18 protein-coding genes are annotated in these 18,472 nt (G+C 59.9%); 13 read left to right on the top strand and 5 right to left on the bottom strand.

All coding sequences use genetic code 11. The features are described 5' to 3' along the window. The first annotated feature begins 25 nt into the window (after positions 1–25). From PR018_RS20575 to PR018_RS20550, 6 genes are read left to right on the top strand one after another with little or no spacing between them, the layout of a single operon-like run. Positions 26–1,072 carry an ABC transporter permease gene (locus tag PR018_RS20575; RefSeq protein ID WP_161990986.1) on the top strand — a complete coding sequence of 349 codons (1,047 nt, stop codon included), beginning with the start codon at positions 26–28 and terminating at the stop codon, positions 1,070–1,072. Beyond that, the gene (locus PR018_RS20570; protein ID WP_142831141.1) at positions 1,060–2,007 is read left to right on the top strand and encodes an ABC transporter permease; all 948 of its coding nucleotides are present in this window, start codon (positions 1,060–1,062) and stop codon (positions 2,005–2,007) included. Before PR018_RS20575 ends, PR018_RS20570 begins: the two co-directional genes overlap by 13 nt. 15 nt (positions 2,008–2,022) lie before the next feature. After that, the gene (locus PR018_RS20565; RefSeq protein WP_142831140.1) at positions 2,023–3,027 is read left to right on the top strand and encodes a nucleoside hydrolase; all 1,005 of its coding nucleotides are present in this window, start codon (positions 2,023–2,025) and stop codon (positions 3,025–3,027) included. A 7-nt stretch (positions 3,028–3,034) separates the two neighbouring features. Further along, positions 3,035–3,967 carry a nucleoside hydrolase gene (locus PR018_RS20560; protein WP_374108299.1) on the top strand — a complete coding sequence of 311 codons (933 nt, stop codon included), beginning with the start codon at positions 3,035–3,037 and terminating at the stop codon, positions 3,965–3,967. Positions 3,968–3,994: 27 nt separating this feature from the next. After that, complete coding sequence (locus tag PR018_RS20555) at positions 3,995–4,636, top strand: cysteine hydrolase family protein (protein WP_142831138.1); 642 nt, start codon at positions 3,995–3,997, stop codon at positions 4,634–4,636. Positions 4,637–4,639: 3 nt separating this feature from the next. Beyond that, positions 4,640–5,167, top strand: a complete 528-nt coding sequence (locus PR018_RS20550; RefSeq protein ID WP_142831137.1) for a MarR family winged helix-turn-helix transcriptional regulator — start codon at positions 4,640–4,642, stop codon at positions 5,165–5,167. Positions 5,168–5,243: 76 nt separating this feature from the next. Here PR018_RS20550 and PR018_RS20545 read toward each other — a convergent pair whose 3' ends face one another. From PR018_RS20545 to PR018_RS20530, 4 genes are read right to left on the bottom strand one after another with little or no spacing between them, the layout of a single operon-like run. Then, positions 5,244–5,828 carry an amino acid synthesis family protein gene (locus PR018_RS20545; RefSeq protein ID WP_142831136.1) on the bottom strand — a complete coding sequence of 195 codons (585 nt, stop codon included), beginning with the start codon at positions 5,826–5,828 and terminating at the stop codon, positions 5,244–5,246. Then, positions 5,825–6,409: an amino acid synthesis family protein gene (locus tag PR018_RS20540; RefSeq protein ID WP_142831135.1), complete on the bottom strand. Its 585-nt coding sequence runs from the start codon at positions 6,407–6,409 to the stop codon at positions 5,825–5,827. The genes PR018_RS20545 and PR018_RS20540 overlap by 4 nt, the downstream gene beginning before the upstream one ends. A 26-nt stretch (positions 6,410–6,435) precedes the next feature. Further along, the gene (locus tag PR018_RS20535) at positions 6,436–8,196 is read right to left on the bottom strand and encodes a hydantoinase B/oxoprolinase family protein (protein WP_142831134.1); all 1,761 of its coding nucleotides are present in this window, start codon (positions 8,194–8,196) and stop codon (positions 6,436–6,438) included. Then, the gene (locus PR018_RS20530; protein ID WP_142831133.1) at positions 8,193–10,265 is read right to left on the bottom strand and encodes a hydantoinase/oxoprolinase family protein; all 2,073 of its coding nucleotides are present in this window, start codon (positions 10,263–10,265) and stop codon (positions 8,193–8,195) included. Before PR018_RS20530 ends, PR018_RS20535 begins: the two co-directional genes overlap by 4 nt. Positions 10,266–10,724: 459 nt before the next feature. On the opposite strand from PR018_RS20530, the gene PR018_RS20525 reads away from it, so the two are divergent. After that, on the top strand, positions 10,725–11,231 hold the full coding sequence (locus PR018_RS20525) for a MarR family winged helix-turn-helix transcriptional regulator (RefSeq protein ID WP_142831132.1): 507 nt from the start codon (positions 10,725–10,727) through the stop codon (positions 11,229–11,231). On the opposite strand, the gene PR018_RS20520 is transcribed toward PR018_RS20525, so the two are convergent. Then, positions 11,187–11,510, bottom strand: coding sequence for a hypothetical protein (locus tag PR018_RS20520; protein WP_142831131.1), 324 nt, complete (start codon positions 11,508–11,510; stop codon positions 11,187–11,189). The two genes, PR018_RS20525 and PR018_RS20520, sit on opposite strands and share 45 nt — an antisense overlap. On the opposite strand from PR018_RS20520, the gene PR018_RS20515 reads away from it, so the two are divergent. From PR018_RS20515 to PR018_RS20490, 6 genes are all read left to right on the top strand, one after another. Continuing rightward, entirely contained in the window at positions 11,509–12,870 is a 1,362-nt protein-coding gene (locus PR018_RS20515) for an ABC transporter substrate-binding protein (RefSeq protein WP_224129381.1), read from the top strand. The genes PR018_RS20520 and PR018_RS20515 overlap by 2 nt on opposite strands. Before the next feature lie 149 nt (positions 12,871–13,019). Further along, positions 13,020–13,943: a sugar phosphate isomerase/epimerase family protein gene (locus tag PR018_RS20510; protein WP_142831130.1), complete on the top strand. Its 924-nt coding sequence runs from the start codon at positions 13,020–13,022 to the stop codon at positions 13,941–13,943. Positions 13,944–13,955: 12 nt separating this feature from the next. Beyond that, positions 13,956–14,861, top strand: coding sequence for a carbohydrate ABC transporter permease (locus PR018_RS20505; protein WP_244615424.1), 906 nt, complete (start codon positions 13,956–13,958; stop codon positions 14,859–14,861). Between the two features lie 2 nt (positions 14,862–14,863). Continuing rightward, positions 14,864–15,775, top strand: coding sequence for a carbohydrate ABC transporter permease (locus PR018_RS20500; protein ID WP_142831129.1), 912 nt, complete (start codon positions 14,864–14,866; stop codon positions 15,773–15,775). 16 nt (positions 15,776–15,791) lie between these two features. After that, positions 15,792–16,880: a Gfo/Idh/MocA family protein gene (locus PR018_RS20495; RefSeq protein WP_142831128.1), complete on the top strand. Its 1,089-nt coding sequence runs from the start codon at positions 15,792–15,794 to the stop codon at positions 16,878–16,880. Between the two features lie 119 nt (positions 16,881–16,999). After that, positions 17,000–18,037, top strand: coding sequence for an ABC transporter ATP-binding protein (locus PR018_RS20490; RefSeq protein WP_142831127.1), 1,038 nt, complete (start codon positions 17,000–17,002; stop codon positions 18,035–18,037). Positions 18,038–18,472: the final 435 nt, after the last annotated feature.

Below are 18,472 nucleotides of genomic sequence, written 5' to 3'. Positions count from 1 at the left end.
GGTCCTGGTCGCACCAAAGCGCCGTATGAAATTCCCCGACTGGGCCGAGGGCATGTTCGGCCAAATGCTGGCTATCGGCATCTCGCTAATCGGCGGTGCGATCATCATCATTGCCGTCGGCGAAAATCCCACGCATGTGTTCGCGACGTTATTGCGCGGCGCGTTCGGCAATAGCGAACGCATCGCTGGCTCGCTGCTTCAGGCGACCCCCATCATCATCTGCGGTGTGGCAGCCTGCATTGCCTTGCGTGGCGGACTGTTCAATATCGGCGTCGAAGGCCAGCTCTATGTCGGTGGTTTTGCCGCCGCCTGGGTCGGTTTCGGCTTTACTCTGCCGCCGGTCATTCATTTGCTGGTTGCGCTGGCGGCAGCCGTCCTTACGGGTGCACTCTGGGTCGCGATACCGGCCTTCTTCCGGGCCCGCTACGGCACCAACGAGGTCGTCTCGACCATCCTGGCCAATTACGTTGCCGTGCTGTTGACGTCCTATCTGACGATCAGCGTCTTCAAGCGCCCGGGCGGCTGGTCGGAAACGGCGCCCATTGCAGCCACCGCCGAGCTGCCGCATCTGATGAACGATTCCCGTGTCAATCTCGGGCTGTTGATTGGCATCGCGCTTGCCTTTGGCCTGCAGCTGTTCCTAAAGCGGACCAGCGCCGGCTACTCGATGAGCGCCATGGGGGCCAATTTGAAGTTCGCCGAATATGGCGGCGTTAAAGTCAAGCGCAACATCCTCGTCATCCTTTTGGTGTCAGGCGCAGTCGGCGGGCTGGCCGGCGGTGTCGAGACGCTCGGCGTGCACCATCGCTTCATGGAAGGCTTTGCGCCGGGCTTCGGTTTCGATGGCGTGATCGCCGCCCTTCTTGCCAATGGCAGCCCGATCGGCATGGTCGGCGTGGCGCTATTCTTCGGTGCGCTCAGGGCAGGATCGCTGCTGATGGAGGTGGAGACGACGGCGTCGCGCGAAATCATCACGGTGATCCAGGCCTTGATCATTCTCTGCGTTTCGGCGCAGATTCTAGTGCGCCGCCGCCGCGACAGCCGTCAGGGAGAGCGTCGATGGAAATTCTAGAAAAGATCTTCAATCTGGCGCTGATTGCCGCAACCTTGCGCACGACCGCGCCCATCCTGTTGGTCGCGCTCGGCGGCACCTTCACCACCAAGGCCGGCATCTTCAACATCGGCCTTGAGGGACAGATGCTGATGGGTGCCTTCTGCGCCGTACTCGGTTCAATCTGGACCGGCTCGGCGCTGGGCGGCGTGCTATGCGGCGTGCTAGCGGCCGTGACCATGGCCGGACTGTTCTCGCTGCTGGTCGTCACATTACGGGCCAACGAGGTTGTCGTCGGCCTGGCGCTCAACATCCTCGCCGGCGGCCTGACGATCTCGCTCACCAAGGCGATCTTCGGCGTGCGTGGATCAATTGTCCGCGGCGACATTGTCGGGCTGCCGCGGATCGACATTCCTGGCATCGCCATGCTGGGCCAAGTTGGCCGCGCGCTGTCCGGTTACACGCCACTCGTCTATTTCGCCTTCATCGCCGTCTTCCTTGTCTGGCTGATCCTCTATCGCACGCGTCTCGGCCTCTATATCCGCGTCGTCGGCGAGAAGCCGGAGGCAGCCGAGGCGATCGGCATCCCATCAGCGCGGATGCAGCACATTGCTTCGCTGCTCTGCGGCGTGCTCGCGGGCCTGGCCGGTGCGCATCTGTCGCTCGGCTATATCACCATGTTTGCCGAGAACATGTCGTCGGGCCGCGGTTTCATGGCCGTCGCCGTGCTGATCTTTTCAAATGGCGACCCGCTGAAGGTGCTGTTCGGCTGCCTGCTGTTCGGCTTTTCCGACGCCGCCTCGCTGCGGCTACAGACCTTCGGCGTCTCTTCCTACCTCGTGCTGATGGTGCCCTATCTGGTGTCGCTGTTGGCACTGTTCGGGCTGACCTACCGCCAGCGGCCAAAGGTCGTCCGGGAAACGCTTGAAAGCTTCTCTCTTCTCAAACGGGCGTAAGGCCACGGAGCCATGATGGAACGAATAATTTTGGATGTGGACTCGGCCGGTGACGACATCCTTGCCATCCTCTTTGCGCTCGGATGCGAAGGTATCTCACTGGAGGGCGTCACTGCCTGCACCGGGGCGGCCGGCGACATCGAGCAGGTTACCAACGTCGTCCTCAACACGCTATCGCTGGCAGGCCGCGACGATATCCCGGTCGCCGCTGGCGCCTTCCGTCCAATCGTCGGCAATTCGGCCGCTGACATGCTGGCGCCCGTGAATTTCGAAAAGCAGTTGCAGGCGCGCTTTGGCGACCGGCTGAGGGACTTCAATCCGAAGGCCCCTCCCCCGAAACGCCAGGCGATGCAAAAGCACGCCACGGACTTCATCATCGATACCGTGCGGGCCAATCCCGGCGAGATCTCGATCGTCGCAACCGGACCACAAACGAATGTTGCCCTGGCGCTGCGCATGGCCCCCGATATCGCCGGTTTGGTCAAGCAGATCGTCGTCCTCGGCGGCTGCTTCCAGACGCCCGGCAACATGACACCGGTCTCCGAATACAACATCTGGGCCGACCCGGAAGCGGCACGCGTGGTGCTTGCCAGCGGCGCGCCAGTCATCCTCGTCCCGCTCGACGTCTGCGAGGACAACCGCGTCGCTGCCTCCATGCTGACGCGCGACGACCTGAACGATCTCGGATCGCTCTATCCCGACAGCACCGTGGTGTCCTACGTCCAGAGGACGTTTCCGATCTACATCGACATCTGGCGGGAGTTCTTCAAGCTCGTCGGCTTTCCGCTCGATGACGCGATCGCGGTGAGTGCAGTGCTGCATCCAGAATTCTTCTCCATGACAGAGCCGCTGTTCGTAGATGTTGCCCTCAGCGAACGCTTGGTGCGCGGCCAAACGGTGGCATTCCGCGGCCGACAGATACTGCCGTTTTCCGGACCTGCGACGACCCGCATCTGCCAGGACCTCGACGGCAAGAAATTCCTGAAATTGTTTAAGAGCGCCATTGGCGCATTGGCATAGGAAAATGATGATGAAGAAAATCCCTGTGCTCATAGACTGCGATCCAGGTCATGACGACGCCATCGCCCTGGTCATGGCGCATCGCTCTCCAGCCATCGACCTTCTCGGGGTAACGACGGTCTGCGGCAATGCCACCCTTGACCGCACCACCACCAATGCGCGGAGGATTCTCGAGTTCATCGGCGCGACCGATGTGCCGATCGCAGCCGGCTGTGTTTCGCCGCTGGCGCGCTCCCTCGTGCTCGGCACAGCTGACGGGCCGAGTGGCCTCGATGGCACGACCTATCTGCCCGAGGCGTCGATGCCGCTCGTCGACATGCATGGCGTCGACTTCATCGCCAAGGTGCTGTCCGAGGCGGAAGAACCGGTGGTTCTGGTGCCGACGGGACCCTTGACCAATATCGGTATGTTTCTGCTGAAATATCCGCAGCTGAAGCACAAGATCGCCAGGATCGTGCTGATGGGCGGCGCCTTCTACCGGCGGACGGAATACATCACTCCGACCGAGTTCAATATCTTCTGCGACCCCGAGGCCGCTAGAATCGTGCTGGAAAGCGGGCTCGACATCACCATGGTCGGTCTCGACGTCACTATGCACGTGCTGGTCGAAGAGGAGCAGTTCGCCGAGTTGCGGAAAATCGACACCAAGCTCGGTGAGGTCGTTCTGGACTGGCTGAAATTTTATGAGAAGCTGCATCGCGGCCAGATGGGCGTCGGCGGCGCGCTACACGACCCGCTGGCGCTGGCGGTGGTCATCGATCCGACCTTGATTGAAACGCGCGACGCTCATGTCGAGATCGACCTGACCGGGACGCATACTTTCGGCGCCACGGTTGCCGACTACTGGAACCTGCGCGGACTGGGGACCAACTGCAAGGTGGCCAGCCGTGTCGATTCAGACCGCTTCTTCGAACTGATGTACACGCTGCTGCGCGACTGACCCGCCACGAACCACGGAGTTTTTCGGATGACCGACGTATTTTCCGCCCACCGCCACGATGACGCAGCGATACTCGACCCGACCAAGACGGCAGTCATCGTCATCGACATGATCAACGAGTTCTGCAAGCCCGGCGGACGGATGGTGTTGCCCGGCTATGAAACACTGATGCCGCAGCAGAAGGCACTGATCACTGCTGCCCGAGCCAATGGCGTGCCGGTGATCTTCGTCGTCGATTCCCATCGCAAGAACATGCGGCGAGATCGCGAATGGGTGAAGCGCACGCCGCATGGCGTCGAGAATACCTGGGCGACGCAGGTCATAGACGATCTCGAAGTGCAGGACGAAGACATCGTCGTCGTCAAGCACCGCTATTCGGCCTTCTTCCAGACCGACCTCGATCTCGTGCTGAAAGACATGCTGATCTCGCAGCTCGTCGTCTTTGGTGTCGTCACCAACATCTGCGTGCGATCGACCGTGCATGACGGCTTTTTCCAGGGCTACGATATCGTCGTGCCGCACGACGCCTGTGCCGCGACCGGACCACGCGAACATGTTTCGACGCTTTACGATATTGCCACCCATTTCGGCACGGTCTCCGACACCGAGACGGTAACCGCGGCCTTGGCCGGTAAAATCGCGATTTCCAACCAGATTTTCGAAGCATAAGCGATGGGAACCCTCGAGACCCAGGATCGAACTCCGAAGGGTGGCAAGTGTTCGCGCGAGCAACCCGCGGATAACGCGCCGAGATCGCGGGAGGCGATAGACCTGCGGCTCGCCGAAATCGGCTACAAGCTCGAGGAGCACAATGCCCATATCATCCGGCTCGCGCATCAGAGAGCCACGGCGATCTTCCAGAAAGCATTCGAAGGTTATGCGCTGACTCCACCGCAATCGGCGATCCTCGCGACCCTTTTGCGCTATGGACCGATGTCGCAGATCAATCTCGGCCGCCTGACGGCGATCGACACTGCGACATTGAGCCCTATGCTGCAGCGACTGCAGGATCCGGGCCTCCTGCAACGCGTCCCATCGGATGAGGACCAGCGTGTCAATTTGGTTGCCCTCACCGAAAAGGGTATCGATTTCGCATTGGAAACCTTGCCGATCGCAAAGCGGGTTAGCGACGAGGTGCTGGCACCGCTGAAACCCAGGGACCAGCGACGATTCCTCGCAATGCTGGCACTCCTAAAGTGATCCTGGGTTATTTCCTTAAGGATTGACGACCGTTCGATAAAAAACCGGCGCTCAACAGGTCGACCAAAGACTTGCGTTACCGCAGTCCATCCTTTCCTATTACGTCCGCGCGCTGCAGCCCACCGACACGTGGCAGGGGCCGCCCACCGGTCGTCAAGGCGATGGCGATGACGATCTCATTGGCTTTCGGTGCACCGGGTATACGGACCTCGACGCCGTCGAAGTGACTGCGGACATAGACCGCATCTTTGTAGCCAAGCGGAATGTCGAAGATGGCGCCCGGACCTGCCCGCTTCTTGGAGGACGGAATGATAGACGCGCCGCCAGCCAGTGCAGCGCGGATCGGTGCCCCAAGCTTCGGGTGCAGGAAGGCCGCCGCATGCTCCAGCTCGCCATCCTCGCCAACGGCAGCCGCTTTGCCAAAACTGTGGATGGCTGAGGCAGGTACACCGAGCAGAGCAATTGTCCTTTGCACCAGCATCTCACTAAGCGGCGTCGCCAGGTCATAGAGCGGAGATAGGTCGGCGACGAAGGCGCCGGCATAGGGATTTTTGACAACCGCGGCAGCAACCGCGCGCCGGACGGGCGGCTGTACCACTTGCCCCTGCTCGCTCAGCGTCTCCTCGACGAAGGTGACGATCCGCCTGATCTCAAGGTTCATCGCAGCCCATCCTCGCCCTTGATGTCGGCAACTGCCAAGCCGCCAAGCCGCGAATGAACCCGGGGACCCGTCGTCATGGCAAGGACGAAGACGATCTCATTGCGCTTCGGGGCGTCCGGGATGCCTACTTCGATTGCGTCAAAGTGGCTCCGGACATAGGAGGCATTGATGTGAGTGATCGGCACGTCGAGCCTTGCTCCCAGCCCGCCGACCTTCTTGGCCGAAGGGACGATTGCCTTCGCGTTGCCCAGAACCTCACGCATCGAATAACCGCCAGGCACATGCCAAAGGGCGCCGTGCTCCAGCTCACCGGCCTCACCGACGATCGAGCCTTTGCCGTAACCCTCGATAACCGCGACATCACCGCCAAGCGCTGCCAGCAGGCGCTGTGCCATATCGAGGCCAAGAGGCTTCAGCGTGTCCATGTAGCCGGTAATATCCTCGACATATCCGCCGGCGAACGGATTTGCGACGACCGCCATGATGACGCCGCGCCGCGGCGGCGTGTCGGCCACCGGGCCACCGTCATGGAAGATCTCCTCGATCTGAAGGTAGAATTTGCGAACTTCGACGGGCAGCATTCAATTTTCTCCTGTTTCTGATCCTGTCAGGCGACGTGGCGGGTCGGGTTGCGAAGTGCCTCTGTCTCGTCGGCAACGACTTTTCCGGTCGAGGGGTCGATGACCACCCGAAACAGCTTCCGCACGTCTTCTATGCTGTAGTAGCCAAGTCCGACATCAGTCAGCACATCGGCGACATCACGCTCGAATGGCGATCCGTAGCCACCGCCGCCGGGTGTCTCCACACGCACGCGGTCTCCCTTGCGCAGCGCAATGTCCTGCTCCTTGGTGATGTGCGGCGGTCGATATTCGACGCCGTTCCGGATGACGACGATGCTGCCTGGTTCGCCATCGCGACCGCCGAGGACGCCCTGCGGTCCGACGCGTCCGTGATCCATCACGAAGGAGGCGCTAGCCTCGCCGCGCAGCAATTCTACCTCGTAGGTCAGGCCAAAGCCGCCGCGGGTCTTGCCGGCACCGCCGGAGGCCTCGCGCAGAGAATATTCAGTAAACAGCACCGGGAAGACCTGTTCGGTGATTTCAACGGGCGGCGACTTGGAAATCCCGATCGTCGAGCAGCCATTCGTCAGCCCGTCGCCGGCGATGTTGCCGCCATAGCCACCGCCCGAAATCTGGTACATGACATAGTCGCGACCGACCTCCGGATCGTGGCCGCCGAGGGCGAAATTGCCGCTCGAGCCGGCAGGCGCTGCTGTCACCAGCTCGGGCAGCGCGTGCACTAGCGCCGAGAACACGGCTTCAGCAATGCGTTGGGAAACTTCTGCCGCACAGCCCGAGACCGGCCGCGGGTATTTCGCGTGCAGAAAGGTTCCGGCCGGATCCTTGATGATCAGCGGCTCGAAGGCGCCCGCACTCAAGGGAATGTCCGGAAAGATGTGACGGATCGCCAGATACACCGAGGAATGCGTCGTCGCCAGAACGCAATTCATCGGGCCCTTGCAAGGTGGGCTTGATCCTTCGAAGTCAAAAATCAGCGTGTCGTCGTCGGTCTTGGTGACCAGCAGCGAAATCTTCAGCGGCTCGTTGACGATACCATCGGAATCGATAAAGGCGGCGCCGCGATAGGTGCCGGTGGCGATCCTGCGGATAGAGGCGCGCATCTGCGCGGCAGAGCGAACGCGCAATTCGGCTATCGCATCGATCACCGTTTGATCGCCATAGCGATCGAGCAGTGCATGCAGGCGCTCGGAACCGACCCGCAAGGCTGCGGCCTGCGCCCGGATGTCACCTATCCTTTGATCGGCGATGCGGATGTTGGAGCAGATGATCGCATAAATCTCCGAATCGAGCATACCCTTCTTGAAGAGTTTCACGGGAGGCAGACGCAGACCTTCCTGCTCGACGGATGTCGCCGACGCGGAAAACCCCCCAGGCACAGCACCGCCGATGTCCGGCCAGTGGCCGATGTTGGAGAGCCAGCAGAAGATCTTGCCGTTGCGGTAGAAGGGCATCGCGAAGCGGACGTCCATGAGGTGCGTGCCGCCAAGGTAGGGATCGTTGACCACATAGATGTCGTGCTCCTCCGGCGGCAGACAACGGCCGTCGCGGATGAACTCGATGATCGTCTTTGTCGATGCCTGCATGGTACCGACGAAGACCGGAAGGCCACCGATGCCCTGGGCGATCAACGAGCCGTCGTCGGCGGCATAGATGCCATCGGAACGGTCATCAGCTTCGGAAATGATCGGCGAGAAGGCCGCGCGCGAAAAGGTATGATCCATCTCGTCACAAACCTGCTGCAGCCCGGCCTGGATGACAGTCAGGGTGATGGCGTTGATACCGCTCATGCTCGTTGCCCCACGGTGATGATTATATTGCCTTGCGCGTCGCCTTCAGCGACATCGCCGGGATTGATGACGGTTGTGGCATCGAGCTGCTCAAGGATGGCCGGACCCTCGATCCGAGCGTCAATCGGCAACTTCTCACGCCCGTAAACCGGCGTCTGGCGCCATGCGCCGCCAAAACGGACCGGCCGCGTTTCCACCAGTGCCTCTTCCACTGTCGCCGCTCTTCCTGCCATGGGGATTAGGTTCTCTAGGCTGACCTCACGGCGGATGCCGATGACCGAGGTGTTGATGCTGACGATTCTTGCCCGGACTTCCGGAAGGCGCACGCGGAAGCGATCGTAATAGGCTTCCTCGAACAGCAGCTGCATTGTCTGCATGTCTGCGGCGCCCTCCGGCAGCTTGACGCGGATCAGATGCGTCTGACCGGAGAACTGCATGTCGGCGCTGTGCTCGACGACGATCTGAACCGGCTTGACGGCTTCCCTGCCAATCGCCTGCAGTCCCATGGCCGTCCGGCTTTCGACCAGCTCGTCGATCAGTGCCGGATCGGTCTCGACAACCAAGCGGTTGACCGTCGTCACGTAGTCGTGGCGAAGATCTGCGACGACACAGCCGATGGCATTGGTCAGGCCCGGCCTTGCCGGCACGAATACTTTCGGGATGGAAAGCTCGCGGGCAATCGCCGAGGCGTGTAGCGGACCGGCACCACCGAAGGCAAACAGTACGAAATCGCGCGGATCGTTACCCCTGTCGACAGACACCATCCTGATGGCGCCGGCCATCTTGAGATTGGCGATCTCGACCACTGCTTCAGCGGCCTCTATGGCATCAAGCTCGAGTTTGCCGCCCACCTCGGCTGCAAAAGCACTAGCGATCCGCTCCACCGAGACAGGCTGATCCACCGCGAGAAGCTTCTTCACGCTCAAGCGGCCAAGCAGTAGATTGGCATCGGAAATGGTCGGCCGCGTACCGCCGCGACCGTAGCACATCGGCCCCGGCCAGGAGCCCGCACTCTGTGGCCCGACCTGCAGCAGCCCTGCGTCATTGACGGCGGCAATCGAACCGCCACCGGCGCCGACCGTATGGACATCGACCATCGGCACATGGATCGGCATCGCATATTCGATATCGATCTCGTTGGACACTAGTGGCTTGTTGTCGCGGATCAGCGCCACGTCTGTCGACGTGCCACCCATGTCATAGGTGATCAACCGGTCATAGCCGGCGCGCTTGGCGGTGTAGGCGGCGGCGATGACGCCGGACGCTGGACCCGACATGACAGTCTTGGCGGCTTCCCGGGTCACGAGACGTGACGAGATCGTCCCGCCATTGCCGTTCATGACTAGCAGATCCCTGTCATATCCGCTGTCCTGCAGCGCCGTGCGCAGACCTTGCAGGTAGCGTTCCAGCACCGGCTGGACTGCGGCGTTCACCGAGGCCGTCACCCCGCGCTCGAACTCACGGGCTTCGGACAGCAGGGCGTGGCCGCTCGTCACATAGACATTCGGCCACAGGGAGTTGGCGATTTCCACTGCACGCTGTTCGTGGACCGGGTTCTTGTAGGAATGCAGGAAATGGATGACCAGAGACTCGCAGCCGGCGTCAATCAGGGTGACGATGGCATCGCGCAGTTGCTCCTCGTCGAGCTGTACGCGGATCTTGCCGCTGGCCTCCATCCGCTCATCAACTTCGAGACGCAGGTCGCGGGGAATGAGCGGCACGAAGGTCCCGAACAGGCCATAGGGCGTCGGACGGGTGCGGCGGCCGAGCTCGATGACGTCGCGAAATCCACGGGTGGTGATCATTCCGACCTTCGCGATGCGGCGCTGCAGCAGCGCGTTGGTCGTCACCGTTGTACCATGCACGATCATGTCGATTTTCGCGATGGGATAGCCCGCCTGCGCCAACGCATTCAACACGCCCTTAGACTGGTCCCCCGGCGTTGACGGGGTTTTCGCCAAGACGACCTTGCCCGCCTTCTCATCTATGATGATCAGGTCGGTAAAGGTGCCGCCAACATCGATCCCGGCGACAATCCGGTCATTCAAGGTATTCGCTCCCGGTGCCATAGGCCCCCCTGACTGGTCGTATTGGAATGAGAATGGAAATCGGCGACGGCAGTCTACGCGCCGTTGCAGGTAGGGCCTTGCACTTCCAGGCCCGCGATCTGGCAGTGGCTCACCACAGCGGTCGCAAGAACGCACCCCAGTAAAATGTTCGATCCGACATCAATGACTTCCATGCACGACTTCCTTCCGGCGCGGCGACGACAATCTCCGCTCCGGCCACAGAAATTGAATGGCCAACTCGAGAAGTTTGCGCCCATCCGGCTGCAAAACTCGTTGATACTCATACAATCCAATCTAATTGCTGGCCTTTGTCAATAAGCCATTTTCATATTTCGATAGATCGCAATTCTCGATTTCAATTGCCGGGTTCTTGCTGTAGCGCTCTTCACAGAAACGGCTTTTGATGGCTATTCCATCGACAGAGTTGGTCGTGATGTGCATGACGGAGGAGGATCGCGGATGGCATCGGTAAGGAATGACAAGACGAGCGCAAATGCGCCGCAGCCCCATTCACCGCAGGAGATCGCGGCGCTTTACGATGCGTCGGGCTACGATCTCGATACCCATCCGGCCCATATGATCCGTCGCGCCCATCAGCGCGCGACGACCTGCTTCCAGAATGCCATGACAGGCTACGATCTGACGCCGACCCAGCACGCAGCCCTTGCAACGCTGCTTAAACACGGCGAATTGTCGCAAAACCATCTCGGTCGCATCACCGCGATGGATCGCTCGACCATCAGCATTGTCGTACGCAAGCTGATGGAGAGCGGCCTCGTGCAAAGCTCGCCGTCCAGCACCGACCAAAGGCTGTCCGTGCTAAGCCTGACGCCTGTGGGCATCGAATACACCCTGCCGCTGCTTAAGCTCAGCATCGACTCCGTGGAGCAATTTTTGGCGCCGCTGTCGTCGCGAGAGCGATCAACTTTTGTCAAGCTGCTTGGAAAACTGACGGACGCAGAGTGAAATCAAGCAGCGCATGCCAGCATGGCAGCAGCACGATTGATCCTGGCAACGCCTTGAAATATCGTTGACAATCGAACGAGTCTGAAGAGCAGCGGCGGTAGCGGCGCGCGTGGATTCTTGCAAGCTGACATGCGAATCGCCAAAGGCTTGCACATCGATAAAAATCTTAGCTTCGAAGTGCTTGACAAGTGCAAACGCTTGATCCTTATTTGTATGACCATCAACGATATGGTCGAGATGCAAAGGCATCGAAATAAAGCAAAAAAGGGGTTCTATCATGCTGACTTCTTTGCATTCCTCCTATTTTATGACGCACCGAAATCGGAAGTTGACGGCGCGTATCCTTAGCGTCACCCTCAGCCTTTCCGCTATTGCTCTTCCGATATCCGCCGAGGCGGCGGGCGTCACGCTGAAAGTATTCGGCGGCTCCTCCCTTGACGTTTTGGCGCCTCGAGAAAAACCTGAGGTCCAGACCAAGATCCGCGACGAAATCATCTCCGGATTCCTCAAGGCGCATCCGGAAGTAGCCAGCATCGAATGGGATGCGCAGGGGCCGCAAGCCGGTTCGCTGCAGCGTATGATGACCGCCAAGCTGTCGGGCCAGGAAATGGATCTGGTTGCCTGCTCGGCCTTCTGGGTCAATGGAGCCTATGTACGCCGCGGTCTGCTGAAGCCGATAACCGACGATGTGAAGCCGTTCGCCGCCAATGTCGACGCCACCAGCTTTGGAGCATTTACGGTCAACGGCAAGATCTACGGCGTGCCGATCAGTTCGCTGTCAACATCCACGATCTTCTACAATGTCGGTCTGTTCAAGAAGCTCGGCATTCCGACGCCTCCGACCTATGAAGACCTCAAGGCGGCGGTGCCGAAGCTCAAGGCAGCCGGCGTCATCCCGCTTCTGCACCAGGGCGCCAATTCGGTCATGTGGCCGATGTGGTATTTCGAGACCCTGTCTCAATCGAGCGGCGACGCGGTGAGCCTCACCCAACAGCAACTCGAAGGCAATGAACCGTTCGATGATGCCAAGAGCATCGAAGCCTTTCAGTTGATCAAGCAATGGACAGACGACGGCATTCTGTCCAAGGATTCGCTTTCCGTCGACATGGAGGGCATGAGGGCCGCTTTCGCCAGCGGCAAGAGCGCGATGTATTATGGCGGCACTTGGGAAGTTCCGTCCCTAAAGGATAGCGTCAAGAACTTTACCTGGGGCGTCTTCCCCTTCCCGAAGATGCCTGGAACGCCCGGGGCGCCTAAGCATGGCGGCGGCGCCGACAACGGCATGTGCCTTAGCGCCTCCATTCCGGACGAAAAGGTCAAGCCTGCACTCGACTTCATTGCCTATCTGACAAAGCCTGATATCGCAAAAATCTATCTGGACGCAGACCAGCCGATCGCCACATCGATCAAGGGTGTCGATGGCGTTGACGAACCCTATGCCAAGGAACTGCGCGCGAACACGTTCCCCGATACTGTCAAATTCCTCGACTGGGTCTGGCCGAGCGAAGTCACGAGCGCCGTGGCATCGGGTATCGCCGGCGTCGTAGGCGGCACCACGACGCCCCAGGACGCGGCAAAGAGTGTCGAGGCGGCCTTCAAGCAACTGGTGGATGACGGCAACTGGCCGCCGAAGGACTGACACACGTCCCGAGCATGCGAACGGCGCGGGATCTCTTCGCGCCGCCGCCCTCTTCCTGCAGCCGCGGCCTGACACGGCGCCGTTGCGCATCTACGCACACTCTCGTCGCAGTGACGAGCCTATCCGCCTTAGCACGAAAGGCCCAGGCCATGACCCGTTCCGCCAGACAGCGTTTTTCCATCGGTTATCATCTCAACAGCTGGGACCTCACCGGTCAGCCTCTGCGGCCCGCGCTTGAATTTCTAGCCGGTCAAGGTTTCAACTGGTTCGAGATCCTCGCTTTCACCAGCCTGTCCGATCAGTTCGCCCGGAAATACATGCAGCTCGGCAACCTTGCCCCTCCCGGCGTGACCACCGATACCGACATTTTGCGCCGTTATGCGCTTCTATCCGAGGCGCAAAGCGATCTCGGCATCGGGCTGTCGTCGCTCTATGTCAATGCCACCTTCGTCAACCCGGTGCTGTGGGAATACGAACGCGGTTGCCTGATCTCGCTCGCTCGCATTCTGAAAGGCTTCGGTGCACCGGTTCTCGTGCTCGGCGGCGGGCCATCCGAGGCATCGGGCAACAAGCACACAGCGGATGACTACAAGGCGTTTTGCCGAGCCCTCGAGGATATCGGGCGGCGAACGGCCGATCTCGGCATCGCCACGGTCTATCATCCGCATCTCGACACCTTCATCGAGCGTCGCGATCAGCTCGACCGGATGATGGACGAGCTGGATACGCGACACGCCGGCCTTTGCATCGACCCCGCCCACCTAGCCCAGACGCACTCCGATCCGGTGGACGCGCTAAAGACCTATGTGTCGGCGGTGCGCTACATGCATCTCAAGGACACCAAGGTCGACGACAGCCTCGTCGGCCCGGAGCGCTACGCTGCTTTCTGCGAGTTGGGCGCCGGGGTCGTCGATTTGCCCGGATTGGCCGACGTCCTGATCGACGCCGACTATGACGGCCTCGCCATCGTCGAGCTGGATGCCTCGCAGAAGACCGCCGAGCAGAGCGCCATCGAGAGCATCGCCTACCTCACGGAAACGCTCGGCCTTTCTCTCAACCCCCTCAAGGGCTGAGGAAGAAGCGCCGTGGCCACCTCGCCCAAACGACGCATCCGGCTCGACAGCGACCCGATCGTGGCGACATTGATGCTGGTGCCGGCAGTGGCGCTGCTCGGGCTGTTCTTCATTTGGCCATTCTTTCGGGGCCTGTGGATCAGCCTGACGCGCTGGGATGGTTTTTCCAATCCGACTTTCGTCGGTCTGACCAATTACCTCAGACTGCTGCACGACCACGTGTTTCTCGGCGCTATCGAGAACAACCTGATCTTCGTCGTTCTGATCCTGATCTTCAAGAATACGCTCGGTCTAGGCCTGGCTATGCTGCTCGATAGAGCGATTTTTCTGCGCGGACCAATCCGCGCAGCCGTGTTCATTCCCGTCACCCTATCTTTCGCGGCAACCGGGTTGCTCTGGTCGTGGATCTACAATCCGGTTTTCGGCCTTCTCAATGCCGCACTCGATCTGGTCGGCCTTTCCTGGCTTAAGCAGTCGTGGCTCGGCGATGCGGATATCGCGCTCTACTCGATCGTCGCGGTCGATATCTGGAAATGGCTCGGCTTCCATGCGGTGATCTATCTTGCCGGACTGCAGACGATACCGCAGGAGCTCTACGAGGCGGCCCGCATGGATGGCGCCAAGGCATTTTCTCGCTTTCGTCACCTGACCCTGCCGTTGATGATGCCGGTCGTTCTGATTAACGTGATCCTTGGTCTCTCCGGAGCCTTCGTGCGCAACTTCGACATTGTTCAGGTTCTGACGCAGGGCGGACCAAATCATGCCACGGAGGTCGTCATGACGCTGATGGTCAAAACCGCTTTCCAGGATGGCAATATGGGCTACGCCAGTGCCATGGGCTATGCGCTATTCCTGATCGTAGCACTGGGCTGCGTCGCACTTCTCGGACTAATGCGCCGCGCAAAGGTGGACATGTGACCATGACCCTCGATCCAGCCATTTCTCCCGATATCGATGGCGAAAGCCGAAGACGGACGCGGCATCTGCGCTGGAGGGAGCGCCTTGCCGGTCGGTCGGTCGCCGAACTGGTCTTTGTCTATGGTGTACTGGCCATCGTTTTGGTGGAAACGCTCTATCCCCTGGTGTGGGTGCTGTTCGGCTCATTCAAGACCAAAGACGAGGTGATCGCCAATGTCTGGGGACCTCCATCCAGTTTCATCTGGCAAAATTATGTCGAGGCCTGGCGCGTCTCCGGGATGGGCGACCGCATCCTTAACAGCATCATTGTCACCGGTGTCGCACTTGTGGTGGTGCTGATGGCAGCGACGCCTGCTGCCTATGCCCTGTCACGGCTGACATTTCGCGGACGCAACCTCATCCTCGCGCTGATTGTCTCGGCGATGCTCGTGCCGCCGCAGGTCATGGCCATTCCGCTGTTCATGACAGCGCGCGATCTGGGCTTGATCAACAGCCGTCTGGGCGTGGCGCTTATTCATGCGGCAGCTAATCTGCCGCTGTCCATCTTCATCCTACGCAGCTTCTTCCTGTCGCTCCCGATTGAACTCGAGGATGCGGGGCGCATGGATGGTGCGAACCGCCTTCAGATCCTTTGGTTGATCATGCTACCGCTGGTGCGCCCCGGCCTGGCGCTGGTGATCATCTTCGGCTTCATCGAGATCTGGAACGACTTCTTCCTCTCCTTCCTGCTTCTGCGTGAGCCTGCAGTACAGACCATTCCGCTTGGGCTTGTGGCATTCTTCCAGCAATACGGCTCGATGTGGAATCTCTATTTTGCCGCCCTGACGATCACAACCCTGCCGGTGATCGCCGTCTTTGTGCTGATGCAGCGGCAGTTCATCGCCGGTCTGACCGCCGGCGCCGTCAAGTCCTGAGAGAAAGTCCATATCAATGAGCTCACCTTCTTCCAAAGTTCCTATCGGCGTCGGCGTCATCGGTTGCGGCGAGATCGCCCAGCTCATGCACCTGCCGATTCTCCAGGAACTCACAACGCTGAAGATCGCCGCGATCTGCGACTTGTCTCAGACGGTGCTGGATACGCTCGGAACGCAGTACGGCGTGGCGGCACGTTACCGGGACTATCGCGACCTTTTGAACGACCCGACCGTCGACGCGGTAGTCATCTGCACCTACGATCATGGCCCTGTAGTATCGGCGGCCATCGCAGCCGGTAAGCATATTATAGTTGAAAAACCCTTGGCCTTCACCGCGGAAGAGGCCCGCCCGCTTGTCGCGGCGGCTGAAGCCAGCGGGCTTGTCGCCATCGTCGGCTACATGAAGCTCTATGATCCGGGCTACCGGATCGGCCTCGAGCAGCTTGCCCGGATCGGTCGGCCGAAGATGATCCACATGCACGACTTTGCCGGTCGTTTCGATCGCTACCAGCAACTTTATACCCAAGTTCGGGGCAAGGACGTCGACACGGCTCTGATCGCCAAGACGCAGTCGGATGTCGCCTCTGACGTCCGACGCTTCCTAGGCGAGGATCATGCTGCTTATCATGATCTCTACATGACGCTGCTTATGCTCGGCAGTCACGATCTTGCAGTCCTGCGCGGCGCCTTCGGCGTCGCAGAAGCGGTGGACTATGTGCAAGCGGTCGGCCCTACTCACATCATGGCCGTGCTCGGCTTTCCCGACCGCGTCCCGGCTCTGCTGGAGGTTGCCTTCGGTGCACAGTACGAATGGTGGGACGAGTGGATGACAGTCCATGGCGAAGCCCACGAGATGCGCATCGAGTTCCAGAACCCCTATGTCAGGAATGCTGCAGCCACCGTGCGCCTTCGCGAGGCGTCCGGCGAAAATTCGAGCGAGAGAATATTGCCCGGCACCCCCGACACCGCGTTCCGCAAGCAGTGGCAGCACTTCGTCGCCTGCATCCATGACACGGCAACCCCGATAACACCGCTCCAGGGCGGGTTGGACGATCTGGAGTTGGCGGAAAAGATCATCAAAGCGCTGCCGCGAAAGACGGCCTGACGCCGCGGGCTGGTTGCTGACTGAAACACCGGGATTGGTTATCGGCGCCGTATGTTTCCGAACATTTTGATTGATGCGTTCAGCGCCGCGCGGTCAAATAAGATATCTGGGAGAGAACCATGGGCAGCATTACCCTTCAGAAGGTTTCGAAGGTCTTTGGCGAAGCCCAAGTCATTCCTTCCATCGACCTTGAAATCAAGGACGGCGAATTCGTCGTTTTCGTCGGCCCGTCCGGTTGCGGCAAGTCGACGCTGCTCCGCCTGATCGCCGGTCTCGAAGATGTCTCCGGCGGCAAGATCATCATCGATGGCAAGGACGGCACGAGCCTCGGTCCATCCGAGCGCGGGCTTGCCATGGTGTTTCAGTCCTATGCGCTCTATCCGCATATGAGCGTCCGCAGCAATATCGCCTTCCCGCTCAAGATGGCCGGCATGTCGAAGGACGAGATCGACCGCAAGGTGAGCGAAGCCGCTCGCGTGCTGAACCTCACGGATTATCTCGACCGCAAACCGCGCATGCTGTCCGGCGGCCAACGCCAGCGCGTCGCCATCGGCCGTGCCATCGTGCGCCAGCCATCGGCCTTCCTCTTCGACGAGCCGCTTTCAAACCTCGATGCATCGCTGCGCGTCAACATGCGTCTCGAGATCAGCGAATTGCACCAGCAGCTGAAGACCACCATGGTCTACGTGACCCACGACCAGGTCGAAGCCATGACCATGGCAGACAAGATCGTCGTTCTCAACCGCGGCAACATCGAGCAGGTCGGCTCGCCGATGGAGCTTTACAAAAACCCGGCAAATCTCTTCGTCGCCGGCTTCATCGGTTCGCCGAGGATGAATTTCGTCACCGGCGTCTATGCAGAACCATTTGGCGCGCCGACGGTTGGCGTTCGGCCCGAGCATATCGTGCTGTCGACTGAAAGCGGCGTTTGGCAGGGCAAGGTCACCGTTGCCGAGCATCTCGGCTCCGATACGTTCCTGCATGTCGATGTCGAAGGCATCGGCCACATCACGGCGCGTGGTACCGGCGAATTCCCGGTCAAGGCCGGCGAGACCGTCTACATGACCCCGGACCGCAGCCGCGTCCACCGGTTCGACGACAAGGGACTGGCGATGTCTATAGGTGGTCTTGATGGGAATCGAACCGTTGAACAGTAATTTTGGCAGAATGAAATCTCGTTAGAACAGATACTTAGGTGAAGTGTCGAGATTATATAACTCGCTTGGTTCGACATGTCGCGTCGTCATCCAACCTTTGTTTCATCATGTCATAACAGCGATGGCAATCACCCTAGCGAAAGCCGAAGGCTGTTCAGGGTTCCGTAAATTTCTCGCGAAATGTACGCATTATCTCGAGCTGAATGCCATTTCGCTTTTCCCGCGTTTGTAGATATTATTCGGGGCGGTTCCAGCGAGAGATTGGCCAGGCGCCTTGCTCCGCCCGGAAATCTGGTCTTGATCAATCTGGAAACATTATTGCCCCCGATCATTACCATCTATCAAATCGCCCAAGCAGGTGTGAGCTACATCGAGTTCTTGCTCCAAACGATTAATCTAAGGCACGATGTCCACAGATTGACAGGACCGATTGCT

It is taken from the genome of Rhizobium rhododendri, from assembly GCF_007000325.2.
Classification (GTDB): Bacteria; Pseudomonadota; Alphaproteobacteria; order Rhizobiales; family Rhizobiaceae; genus Rhizobium; species Rhizobium rhododendri.
Note: the sequence above shows the minus strand (reverse complement) of the source record. Positions and strands in the feature narration are given on the sequence as shown.

Bases quoted from the DNA above. Each gene is read 5' to 3' on its own strand.
- PR018_RS20575 (WP_161990986.1), top strand. From the start codon at position 26: ATGAAATTCCCCGACTGGGCCGAGGGCATGTTCGGCCAAATGCTGGCT.
- PR018_RS20570 (WP_142831141.1), top strand. From the start codon at position 1,060: ATGGAAATTCTAGAAAAGATCTTCAATCTGGCGCTGATTGCCGCAACC.
- PR018_RS20565 (WP_142831140.1), top strand. From the start codon at position 2,023: ATGGAACGAATAATTTTGGATGTGGACTCGGCCGGTGACGACATCCTT.
- PR018_RS20560 (WP_374108299.1), top strand. From the start codon at position 3,035: ATGATGAAGAAAATCCCTGTGCTCATAGACTGCGATCCAGGTCATGAC.
- PR018_RS20555 (WP_142831138.1), top strand. From the start codon at position 3,995: ATGACCGACGTATTTTCCGCCCACCGCCACGATGACGCAGCGATACTC.
- PR018_RS20550 (WP_142831137.1), top strand. From the start codon at position 4,640: ATGGGAACCCTCGAGACCCAGGATCGAACTCCGAAGGGTGGCAAGTGT.
- PR018_RS20545 (WP_142831136.1), bottom strand. From the start codon at position 5,828: ATGAACCTTGAGATCAGGCGGATCGTCACCTTCGTCGAGGAGACGCTG.
- PR018_RS20540 (WP_142831135.1), bottom strand. From the start codon at position 6,409: ATGCTGCCCGTCGAAGTTCGCAAATTCTACCTTCAGATCGAGGAGATC.
- PR018_RS20535 (WP_142831134.1), bottom strand. From the start codon at position 8,196: ATGAGCGGTATCAACGCCATCACCCTGACTGTCATCCAGGCCGGGCTG.
- PR018_RS20530 (WP_142831133.1), bottom strand. From the start codon at position 10,265: ATGGCACCGGGAGCGAATACCTTGAATGACCGGATTGTCGCCGGGATC.
- PR018_RS20525 (WP_142831132.1), top strand. From the start codon at position 10,725: ATGGCATCGGTAAGGAATGACAAGACGAGCGCAAATGCGCCGCAGCCC.
- PR018_RS20515 (WP_224129381.1), top strand. From the start codon at position 11,509: ATGCTGACTTCTTTGCATTCCTCCTATTTTATGACGCACCGAAATCGG.
- PR018_RS20520 (WP_142831131.1), bottom strand. From the start codon at position 11,510: ATGATAGAACCCCTTTTTTGCTTTATTTCGATGCCTTTGCATCTCGAC.
- PR018_RS20510 (WP_142831130.1), top strand. From the start codon at position 13,020: ATGACCCGTTCCGCCAGACAGCGTTTTTCCATCGGTTATCATCTCAAC.
- PR018_RS20500 (WP_142831129.1), top strand. From the start codon at position 14,864: ATGACCCTCGATCCAGCCATTTCTCCCGATATCGATGGCGAAAGCCGA.
- PR018_RS20495 (WP_142831128.1), top strand. From the start codon at position 15,792: ATGAGCTCACCTTCTTCCAAAGTTCCTATCGGCGTCGGCGTCATCGGT.
- PR018_RS20490 (WP_142831127.1), top strand. From the start codon at position 17,000: ATGGGCAGCATTACCCTTCAGAAGGTTTCGAAGGTCTTTGGCGAAGCC.